The organism is Streptomyces beihaiensis, assembly GCF_026274175.1.
GTDB lineage: Bacteria > Actinomycetota > Actinomycetes > Streptomycetales > Streptomycetaceae > Streptomyces > Streptomyces beihaiensis.
This window is the reverse complement of record NZ_JAPHNL010000236.1, coordinates 1-676: the sequence shown is the minus strand read 5'-3', so window position 1 is coordinate 676 and position 676 is coordinate 1. Positions and strand designations below refer to the sequence as shown.

At 71.4% G+C, this 676-nt stretch carries 1 protein-coding gene; it reads left to right on the top strand.

Going from position 1 to position 676, the window contains the following annotated elements; genetic code table 11:
* The coding region (gene aroC / locus OFY01_RS18630) for a chorismate synthase (RefSeq protein ID WP_266601336.1) at window positions 1-676 on the top strand (676 nt) is incomplete at both ends.

The window sequence follows — 676 nt, the reverse complement described above, 5'->3', positions numbered from 1 at the left end:
TCGAGATCGTCTCGCATGTGGTGGAGCTGGCGGCGGCGAAGGCTCCGTACGGCGTCTACCCGACCCCCGCCGATGTCGAGAGGCTGGACGCGGATCCGGTGCGCTGTCTGGACGCGGACGCGTCGAAGGCGATGGTCGCGGAGATCGACCAGGCCCACAAGGACGGCGACACGCTCGGCGGCGTCGTCGAGGTCCTCGCCTACGGCGTCCCGGTGGGTCTTGGCTCGCATGTGCACTGGGACCGTCGTCTGGACGCCCGTCTGGCGGCCGCGTTGATGGGGATTCAGGCGATCAAGGGTGTCGAGGTCGGTGACGGTTTCGACCTGGCCCGGGTGCCCGGTTCGCAGGCCCACGACGAGATCGTGGCGACCGAGGAGGGCGTGAAGCGGACCTCCGGCCGTTCCGGCGGCACCGAGGGCGGGCTGACGACCGGTGAGCTGCTGCGTGTGCGGGCGGCGATGAAGCCGATCGCGACCGTGCCGCGCGCTCTGGCGACGATCGACGTGGCCACGGGTGAGGCGGCCAGGGCGCACCATCAGCGCAGTGACGTGTGTGCGGTGCCGGCGGCCGGGATCGTCGCCGAGGCGATGGTCGCGCTGGTCCTGGCGGACGCGGTCGCGGAGAAGTTCGGCGGCGACAGCGTGCCGGAGACCCGGCGCAACGTCGAGTCCTACCT